This window comes from Actinomycetota bacterium (assembly GCA_005774595.1).
Classification (GTDB): Bacteria; Actinomycetota; Coriobacteriia; order Anaerosomatales; family D1FN1-002; genus D1FN1-002.
Genome location: VAUM01000062.1, coordinates 1 through 8,361, shown reverse-complemented (window position 1 = coordinate 8,361; position 8,361 = coordinate 1). Strand labels below are relative to the sequence as shown.

The 8,361-nt window shown below is 71.7% G+C and carries 8 protein-coding genes; all 8 read right to left on the bottom strand.

From position 1 onward, the window contains the following. Positions 1-144 precede the first annotated feature (144 nt). Positions 145-1,230, bottom strand: a complete 1,086-nt coding sequence (gene ftsZ, locus FDZ70_04105) for a cell division protein FtsZ (GenBank protein TLM78516.1) — start codon at positions 1,228-1,230, stop codon at positions 145-147. Between the two features lie 188 nt (positions 1,231-1,418). Beyond that, complete coding sequence (locus FDZ70_04100; GenBank protein ID TLM78518.1) at positions 1,419-1,913, bottom strand: L,D-transpeptidase; 495 nt, start codon at positions 1,911-1,913, stop codon at positions 1,419-1,421. Between the two features lie 496 nt (positions 1,914-2,409). Continuing rightward, a complete protein-coding gene (locus FDZ70_04095) occupies positions 2,410-3,327 on the bottom strand; it encodes an FtsQ-type POTRA domain-containing protein (GenBank protein ID TLM78515.1) in 918 nt (305 codons plus the stop codon). Then, a complete protein-coding gene (murB, locus tag FDZ70_04090) occupies positions 3,272-4,189 on the bottom strand; it encodes a UDP-N-acetylmuramate dehydrogenase (protein TLM78514.1) in 918 nt (305 codons plus the stop codon). The genes FDZ70_04095 and murB overlap by 56 nt, the downstream gene beginning before the upstream one ends. Then, positions 4,179-5,522: a UDP-N-acetylmuramate--L-alanine ligase gene (locus tag FDZ70_04085; GenBank protein ID TLM78517.1), complete on the bottom strand. Its 1,344-nt coding sequence runs from the start codon at positions 5,520-5,522 to the stop codon at positions 4,179-4,181. The genes murB and FDZ70_04085 overlap by 11 nt, the downstream gene beginning before the upstream one ends. Positions 5,523-5,566: 44 nt before the next feature. Continuing rightward, positions 5,567-6,682: an undecaprenyldiphospho-muramoylpentapeptide beta-N-acetylglucosaminyltransferase gene (murG, locus tag FDZ70_04080; protein ID TLM78513.1), complete on the bottom strand. Its 1,116-nt coding sequence runs from the start codon at positions 6,680-6,682 to the stop codon at positions 5,567-5,569. Then, positions 6,603-7,928 carry a putative lipid II flippase FtsW gene (gene ftsW / locus FDZ70_04075; protein ID TLM78512.1) on the bottom strand — a complete coding sequence of 442 codons (1,326 nt, stop codon included), beginning with the start codon at positions 7,926-7,928 and terminating at the stop codon, positions 6,603-6,605. The genes murG and ftsW overlap by 80 nt, the downstream gene beginning before the upstream one ends. Further along, the coding region (locus tag FDZ70_04070) for a UDP-N-acetylmuramoyl-L-alanine--D-glutamate ligase (GenBank protein ID TLM78511.1) at positions 7,835-8,361 on the bottom strand (527 nt) is incomplete at its 5' end. The genes ftsW and FDZ70_04070, both read right to left, overlap by 94 nt.

Below are 8,361 nucleotides of genomic sequence, written 5' to 3'. Positions count from 1 at the left end.
GTGACGTGACGAGGCCCCGTCCGGAGACACAGCCGGACGGGGCCTCGAACGTTGCGGGCGGCGACTCTCCGAGAACGCCGATCGGGCTGCGACGAGGTCCCCGCCGTCGTCGCAGCCCGATCGTGGAACGCCGAATGTGCGGTGCTACACGTGCCCCTTCAGGAACGGGGGCTCCTCGAAGTCGTCATCGGTGACCGCCTCGAACACGGGCACGGGGGCGCCCGCCTCCGTCTCGCCGGCCGCCGCTGCGAACAGCGCGTCCTGACGGCGCTCGCCGCCCTGGAAGCCTGCGGCGACGACGGTCACGCGCACTTGGCCCTCGGGCATGGAGTCGTCGATCGTCAGGCCGAAGATCACGTTCTCGTCGGGCGATGCGGCGGCCTCGCGGACGAGGTCGGCGGCTGCGGCGATCTCGGTGATCGTGAGGTCCGAGCCGGCTGCGATGGCGAGCAGCACGCCGCGCGCGCCCTTGATGGTCGCCTCGAGCAGCGGGCTCGAGATCGCGGCGCGGGTGGCGTCGACAGCACGGTCGTCGCCGGTCGCCAGGCCGATACCCATCACACAGCTGCCGGCATCGCGCAGGATGGTGCGCACGTCGGCGAAGTCGAGGTTGATCTTGCCCGGCATCTGGATGAGTTCGGTGATGCCCTGGATGCCCTGGCGCAGCACGTCGTCGGCCATCTGGAACGCTTCCTCGTGGGTCGTGTTCTTGTTGGCGACGGCGAGCAGGCGGTCGTTCGGCACGACGATGAGCGCGTCCACGTGTTCGCGCAGGCGGCGGATGCCCTCCTCGGCGATCTGCGCGCGCTTGCGGCCTTCGAAGCCGAACGGCCGCGTCACGACCGCGACCGTGAGCGCGCCGATCTCCTTCTTGGCGATCTCGGCCACGAGGGGTGCCGCGCCGGTGCCCGTGCCGCCGCCCTCGCCGCACGTGATGAACACCATGTCGCCGCCGACGAGCGCCTGCTTGATCTCCTCGCGGCTCTCCTCGGCGGCCTCGCGGCCCACGTCCGGGTCCGACCCGGCGCCCAGGCCGCGGGTGAGATCGCGGCCGATGTGGACCTGTGTGTCGGCCTCGCTCATCAGCAGCGACTGCTTGTCCGTGTTGACCACGACGAACTCGACGCCGCGAAGGCCGACCTCGACCATGTGGTTGACGGCGTTGGTGCCGCATCCGCCGATCCCCACGACCTTGATCAGGGCGAGGTAGACTGAATCCGCATCGTGCATCGGGACCCTCCTGACGAGTCCGGGAGTATAGGCTCGACCTTACCTTTAGGGTTACTCGAGCCGACCAACGGTCAATCTGGGGGTAAACCTTACACGACCGTGCATGGGCGCGCAATACGACCCGCCCGCGCGCAAGCGGACGGGATGCGCGGGAGGTCCGGGGGGCGCGCGGCCTCCCTGCGCCGGCGCTACTGCCGGGTCTGCACCATCGTGCCGAGCGGGACCTGCGGCCACAGCTCGAGCACGTCCTTGTTGTACATCCGGATGCAGCCGTGCGACGCCATCGTCCCGATGACCCACGGCTGGTTCGTCCCGTGGATGCCGTACGCGGTGTAGACGTAGCCGCTCGACGTCTGCTTGAACAGGCGCATCTTGCGCGGGCCGTACACGCTGCCCGGTGAGGTCACGTACTTCGCGAGGATCTTCCAGTTCCGCACCGGGGTCGGAGTGCCCGGCTTGCCGTGCGCGATCGGGTAGACCTTCACCAGCGCGCCGTCCTTGACCCAGTAGAGCCGGTACTCGGACTTGTCGATGATGATGCACGTCGGCCACGGGAAGTCCACACGGCGGACCGTGTAGCTGTACGACCGCTTCGTCACCGGGTTGGCGGCTTCCAGCACGATGGTGCTCGCGCCGGCCGACAGCGTCTGTACGCCGAACCAGCCTTTCTGGCCGTTGGTCATGTCGAGCGTCCGGACCCGCGTGCCGTTGAGATACATGGTGATCTGTGTCGTGGACGCGCCCGCCTGCGCCGCGATCATCTGGCTGCGCGACCCGTAGCCGTTGGCGGGGGTGAACATCCACGGCTTGCCCGGGATGCCCCAGACCGTCACGGTCACCGGCGTCGAATACGTGACCCCCGCGCGGTGCTTGACCGCCGCGGTGACGGACTTCGTCCCCTCGCCCATCGCCACGTCCGCGAACGACGCGACGGTGCCGGGCGTCGCGAGCCGCGATGCGACCAACTGCCCGTCCACGAGCACCCACAGTGTGCCCGTCGGCTCGTTCGAACCGAGCGTCACCGTCACGTCGACGCTCTGGAGCGCCGCCGACGGGGCCGTCAGCGTCACCGCGTGCGCGGCGCCCGCCGATACCGACCACATCAGTGCGACACCTGCCGCCAGGACCGCACCGCGCCATGCTCGTGAACGCATCCGTCGCTCCATCCCGGACTCGTCGTCAGGGCGTGTCACCCAAGCCGCGCCATGTCGGGCGGGCCACTGAACGCACGTTGATGTAGACCACCTTGCCGGCCTGCTCCTTCAAGATCTTCAGAGCAGCCGCGTCCTTCATGGCGAGGTCCGTCGCATCACCGAAGAAGATCTCGACGCCGTCCACAGTGTACACGGCGGTCTTGTCCACGGTGGGCGCCGAGACCATCCGCACGCGCGAGCGCAGGTCCGCGGACATGCCCGACACCACCTTCAACGCATTGAGCAGCGCCTCGGAGGCCGTCACCGTCCCCGTGGCGACGTCCAGACGCTCCACGTCGCGGATCGTCAGCAACGTGCCGGTGTCCTCCGCGGTCCGCCGTGCGATCACATACCCGTCGGCGGCCACGAGCCAGAAGGTCGACTTGCCGTCGTCCACCAGCGCAGCCGGCTGGCGTTCGGTCACTCGGATCCGCATCCCGTCCGGCAACACGCGGCTCACCTGCGCCGAGAGTATCCACGGGTCGGCCTCGAGCCGCTTCTCGACCTCGGCCGCCGGGAACCGCAGCAGCGTCGCGTCGGCCGGGACGGCCGCGACACGCAGGACGCGTTCGGCGGTCAGGCGCACGTTGCCCTCGACCCGTACCGCGGTGATCGGCGCGGCGCCCGACGCATACACGGCCAGGCACGCCCACGCCCCGAGCACGCAGCCCGCGACGACGGCGCCGACCTTGAGCCGCCCGGCCGCGGTCCGCCTTCGCTCCCGGCGCTCGCGTTCCAGACGCCGCCCCTTCGCGGCCGCGCTCTCCCGCCGCGGCTCCTTCGCCGGACCGCGCCGCGCTTCGGCCGCCCGCCCGTCGATCGTGGAGGGGGCATCGATGTGGACGGTCCTACGCCCGGGAGAACGACCCGAGGAACCGGACCTCCGGCCTGAGCTCGATGCCACTGTCCTCCCTCACCCGGTCGCGTGCGAGGTGCATCAGTTCGAGCACGTCGCGAGCGCTCGCGCCGCCCTCGTTGACGATGAAGTTCGCGTGGACCTGCGAGATGCGCGCGCCGCCGATCCGCACGCCCTTCAGACCCGCGGACTCGATCAGCCGCCCGGCCGAGTCGCCCTCGGGGTTCCGGAAGACGCTGCCGGCGTTCGGCTTGCCGAGCGGCTGGCTCGCCTTGCGGCGCGCGAGCGACTCCTCCATGCGGGCGCGTATCGCGTCGCGGTCGCCGGGCACGGCCCGCAGCTCCGCCTCGACCACCACGCCGTGCGACGCCAGGTCCGTGGACCGGTAGCCCCACGCGACCTCGTTGCCGTGCAGCCGCCGCAGCCCTTGGCCGGGCACGAGTACCGTCACCGACTCGACGACCGAGCCGATCCATTCGTCACGCGTGCCTGCGTTCATCACGAGCGCACCCCCGAGCGTCCCGGGGACGCCCGCTGCGAACTCGAACCCGGCCACGCCCTCTGCCGAGGCCCACTGCACGATGCCGCCGAGCGAACAGCCCGCGCCGGCCTCCAGCAGGCTGCCCGCGCGCGCACGGCGACCGAACTCACGCCCGAGCACGACCACCGCGCCGCGGTAGCCCTCGTCCGACACCAGCAGGTTGGTACCCCTGCCGATGACCGTCCACTCGACCGCGTGTTCCGCGAGCGCGGCCAGCACCGTGGTGAGGTCCGACATCGTGTCGCACTCCGCGAACAGGTCCGCCGGGCCGCCGATCCTGTACGACGTGTGCCGCACCATCTCCTCGTCCTGGCGCAGCGCGCCGGTCGTCCGTCCGGCGAGCGCCGCGAATGCGGCGTCAGCCGACATCGCCGGGCTCCCCCGCCAGCGCGCGCACGATCTCGGGGCCGAGCGCCGTCACGTCGCCGGCGCCCATCGTCATCACGAGATCGCCCTCGCGCACGCGCGAGGCTATGTAGGTGGCGACGTCCGAGCGGTGCGGGAAGTACGCGGCCCGCGAACGGGGATCGCGCTCCAGCAGCGCGTCGAGGACGGTCTTGCCCGAGACGCCGGGGACCGGCGCCTCGCCAGCGCTGTAGACGTCCATGAGCACGACCCTGTCAGCGTCGCCGAACGCCGCGCCGAAGTCGCCGCCGAGCGCCGCGGTACGGCTGAAGCGGTGCGGCTGGAACACGACCCACACGCGCCCGTAGCCGCACGCCTTCGCGCCCGCGAGCGTCGCCCGGACCTCGGTCGGGTGGTGGGCGTAGTCGTCGACCACCGCGACGCCCCGCGCCTCGCCCACCCGCTCGAAGCGCCTCCGGACACCCGAGAACGCGCCGAGTCCGACTGCCGCGGCGGCCGGGTCGAGCCCGAGCGCCCAAGCGGCCGCCAGCGCGCCGGTCGCGTTGAGCACGTTGTGCTCGCCGGGGACCGTGAGCGCCACGGCCACGGCCGTGCCGTCCGGGAACGCCACGGTGAACCGGTGTCCGCACCCGGCGCGCTCGATGCCGTCGCAGCGCACCTGCGCCGCGTCGGACCGCCCGTACGTCACGACCCGGCACGGGGACTCCTGCGCCAAGCGCATGCAGCGCTCGTCGTCGGCGCACAGCACGAGCGCGCCGTCGGGCGAGCACCGCGCCGCGAACGCCGCGAACGTCTCCTGGATCTCCTCGATCCCGCCCTCGTAGTGGTCCAAGTGGTCGGCCTCGACGTTCGTCACGATGGCCACGTGGGGCGCGAGGAACAGGAACGACCCGTCCGACTCGTCCGCCTCCACCACGTAGTGCTCGCCCGAGCCGCACCGCGCGTTGGCGCCCATTTCGTTCAGCTCGCCGCCGATCAGGAACGTCGGCTCGGCGCCGGCCGCGGCAAGCGCGGAGACCACCATCGAGCTGGTCGTCGTCTTGCCGTGCGTCCCGGCGACCGCTACGGTCCTCAGGTCCCCCGCGAGGTGCGCGAGCATGCGCGCCCGCGGCCACACGTCGATCCCGCGCTCACGCGCGGCCGCGAGCTCCGGATTCGTCTCGGGTATCGCGGTGGACACGACGACGACCTCAGGATCGCCGAGGTTCGCCGCATCGTGGCCGATGATGACCGTCATTCCCGCGTCACGCAGCGCGGATGAGTAGCGCGACTCCTTCATGTCGGAGCCCGTGACCGCCACGCCGCGGTCGTGCAGCACCTTCGCGATACCGCTCATGCCCGCGCCGCCGACGCCGATGAAGTGCGCGTAGACCCCGCTGTTCACTCGCCGTGCACCTTCCCTGTCGCCGCTTGGCACGCGAGTGCGGCCACACGGGCCGCCGCGTCCGGGACGCCCAGCCTCGCCGCTGCGGCCGCCATCCGCTGTCTGCGCTCGCGGTCCGCGAGCAGTCCGAGGACCGCGTCGGCGTACTCGGGGCCGTCGAGGTCCGCGTCGCGCACGAGGACCGCCCCACCGGCCTCGACCACCTCGGAGGCGTTGAGCGTCTGGTGATCGTCGGTCGCGTACGGGTACGGGACGAGGACCGCGGCCCTGCCCACGGCGATGACCTCCGCCACCGAACTGGCCCCGGACCGGCACACGACCAGATCGGCCGCGGCGAGCGCGGAGCCCATGTCCTCCTCGTAGTCGAGCACATGGTAGCGGCTCGCGTCGCGGTGCGGGTGTGCGGCGACCGCCTCGTTGACGGCGTCGGCCTCCACGCGGCCCGCGACGTGGGCGACGCTCACGCCAGGCAGTGCGAGCAGGCGCCCGAACAGCGCCACCGTCGCCTCGTTGAGGTGCCGCGCGCCCCGGCTGCCGCCGAAGACGAACAGGAGCGTGTCACGCGACGGGATGCCGTGGCGGACGCGCCAGGCCTCGCCGTCTCCCGCGAGCACCGCCGGCCGCACCGGCATGCCCGCGAGCGTGGCACGCTCGGGGTGGCGCAGGTGGGCGGCGGACCCGCGATACGCCACCGCGACCGCGCGCGCCCAGCGCGACAGGAAGCGGTTCGCGAGGCCGGGCACCGCGTTCTGCTCCTGCAGCACGAGCGGGACGTCGCGCATCCAAGCCGCGATGCCCACCGGGATGGAGACGTACCCGCCGAAGCCGAGCACGCAGTCCGGCCGCAGGCGCGCGAGAAGCGCCCACGCGCGCAGTGCGGACCACGCCATGACCGCGATCCCGGCCACCAGCGTCCACGGTCGCGACCGGTCCCATCCGCGCGCGGGCAGCACGTGGAAGTCGTGGCCCGCCTCGGTCGAGAGGCGGGCCTCCGCGCCCTCGGCCGTACCGGCGAACGCGACCTCGTGGCCGCTAGCTCGCAGCACGTCGGCGACGGTCAGCGCCGGATGCACGTGACCGGCCGTCCCGCCCCCCGACAGCAGGAACCTCATCGCGCACCTCCTCCCGCCCGGGACGAGGCTTCGTGCGCACGGGACTGAGCCGCGAGCCTTCCCTGGACACGCCAAGGATGACCCCGATGCACGCGAGCGTGAACGACAGCGATGAGCCGCCGTAGCTCACGAGCGGCAATGGGATGCCCGTGACCGGCATCATCTGCGTCACCGCCATCATGTTCATGACGGCCTGCACGACGATCATCGCGGTCAGCCCCCCGGCCAGCACGCGGCCGAACGGGTCCCTGCAGAGCGTGGCGATGCGGAAGCCCGCGTACGCGAAGATCCCGAACGCGGCGACGACCCCGAGCGTGCCGAGCAGGCCGAGTTCCTCGCCGACGATCGCGAATATGAAGTCCGTGTGGGCCGCAGGCAGGTACAGGTACTTCTGCCTCGACATCCCGAGCCCCACCCCGCCCGGGCCTCCCGAGCCGAATGCCAACAGGCCCTGGATGATCTGGTATCCGTCGCCGCGCGGGTCCTTCCATGGATCCAGGAACGCGAAGAAGCGCGCGGCGCGGTACGGCTCGCTGAACACGCCGAGCAGCGTGCCGATCAGGCCGAAGGCCCCGAGTCCGACGAGCGTCCCTTTCTCGAGCCCGCCGAGGACCAGCACGATGAACCACGCGAAGGCGATGGACATGGTCGTGCCCATGTCCGGCTGGAAGAACACCAGCGCGAGCACCGGGAGCGCGCACAGCGCCTGACCCATGGCGTGCTCCCGCTCCGTGAGCTTTCCGGACCGGTACTGCGAGACCAGCCACGCCGCGAGCAGCACGCAGCCGAACTTCGCGTACTCGGACGGCTGGACCTGCATGCCGCCGACGCGGATCCAGCGCTTCGAGCCGGCGATCGTCTCGCCGACGAACGGCACCGCCAGCAGCCCGGCGAGCGGGACGCCCCACGCCAGCCACGCGAACTTGCGCGCGAGACGGTAGCCCCACAGGTCCGCCGCGAACATCGCCACCAGTCCGACCACGATCCACATGAGCTGACGCTTCAGGTGGTAGGCGGTATCGGCGTGCTTGACGTAGTCGGCCACGGACGACGCCGAGTAGATCATCACGAGCCCGAAGCCGACGAGCGCGAACGTCGACAGCAGCAGCAGGTAGCGCGCCTGGATCCCTCCGGCCGGCTTGACCTGGGCCCTCACGAGGCCTCGCCCCCCTGCAGCGCCGCGACGAGCGCCTTGAACGTCGCGCCCCGGTGCTCGTAGCTGGTGAACTCGTCGAACGACGCGCACGCCGGCGACAGCACGACCGCGTCCCCGTCGACCGCGGCCTCCCGCGCGGCCGCGACCGCCTCGGCGAGCCCCTGCACGCGGACGACGTCGGCGCCCAGGCCCTCGAATGCCGCGGCAACCTCGTCCGCGGCCTCGCCGAACGCGACGACGCGCCGGCAGCGCGGCGCCGCGACCTCGGCGAGCGGGCGGAAGTCGTTGCCCTTGTTCCGGCCGCCGAGCAGGAGCACCAGCGGCGTGCCCTCGAACGCCGCGACGGCCTTCATCACCGCGTCGGGATTCGTCGCCTTGGAGTCGTTGAACCACTCGACGCCGTCGACGACCGCGACCGGCTCGAGCCGGTGCTCGATGGGCGCGAACGTCCTCAGGCCCGACGCGATCTGCGCCGCGGTCAGCCCCATGGCGTGCACGGCCGCTGCCGCCGCGAGCGCGTTCG

Excerpts from the sequence above, each read along its gene's own strand:
- murG (TLM78513.1), bottom strand. The coding sequence starts at position 6,682 with ATGAGGTTCCTGCTGTCGGGGGGCGGGACGGCCGGTCACGTGCATCCG.
- FDZ70_04100 (TLM78518.1), bottom strand. The coding sequence starts at position 1,913 with ATGACCAACGGCCAGAAAGGCTGGTTCGGCGTACAGACGCTGTCGGCC.
- ftsZ (TLM78516.1), bottom strand. The coding sequence starts at position 1,230 with ATGCACGATGCGGATTCAGTCTACCTCGCCCTGATCAAGGTCGTGGGG.
- murB (TLM78514.1), bottom strand. The coding sequence starts at position 4,189 with ATGTCGGCTGACGCCGCATTCGCGGCGCTCGCCGGACGGACGACCGGC.
- FDZ70_04085 (TLM78517.1), bottom strand. The coding sequence starts at position 5,522 with ATGAGCGGTATCGCGAAGGTGCTGCACGACCGCGGCGTGGCGGTCACG.